Here is a 615-nt window from a genome sequence, read left to right on the forward strand (position 1 = left end):
CGGAGTATTGCCTTCCCCACCCAGGTCACTGAAGGCCAGTTGGAGGCTGTATAGGTCGGGGTTGCGGCGTTCCGACTTCTGACCGAAAAGGTGGCGTCTGAACCATTCCAGTTGCCTTTTGAGATGAGCGTTTTCCGCCTGAAGCAAAGAATTTGTGTGAGTCAAAACCGCGACTTGGTCGGTGGGTTTTTGTGCGGTTTCGAGGGCTTTTGACATGACATAATTGTACCACTAATCAATCGGTTATGTTGATTTTTCGGGCATATTTATGAATTATTTTCACCCTGATTTCAGGTGGCTGGCAGACGGGAATAGCGCTTGCGAAAGGATTTGGGTTCGACCCCCTCCAGGAGGAGTTTGAAGTGGGTCCAATCGGTTTCGGAAGAGTGGATCTGACCCCAGTCAGAGACAAACCTTCCAACTTCCAATTTTTTGCTCCACAGACAGAAACCGGAGCGATCCCAATACAAGACCTTGATCTGGTTGGCACGCCGATTGATGAAGCAGAACAGATGTCCGCTCAAGGGGTCCTGCTTCATTTCGTTGCGTGCCAAGGCATAGAGTCCGTCATAGGATTTGCGGGCATCTACGGGTTGGCCATAGATGAAGACCCGG

The 615-nt window shown here is 50.6% G+C and carries 2 protein-coding genes; both read right to left on the minus strand.

All coding sequences use genetic code 11. The annotated features are described in order from the left end of the window. Positions 1 to 216 (minus strand): IS66 family transposase (locus tag IV91_RS19190; protein ID WP_035418029.1); only part of this gene is annotated, 216 nt, incomplete at its 3' end. 74 nt (positions 217 to 290) lie between these two features. Then, positions 291 to 615 (minus strand): IS66 family insertion sequence element accessory protein TnpB (gene tnpB, locus IV91_RS0112050; RefSeq protein ID WP_031598746.1); only part of this gene is annotated, 325 nt, incomplete at its 5' end.

It is taken from the genome of Ferrovum myxofaciens, from assembly GCF_000735045.1.
Taxonomy (GTDB): domain Bacteria; phylum Pseudomonadota; class Gammaproteobacteria; order Burkholderiales; family Ferrovaceae; genus Ferrovum; species Ferrovum myxofaciens.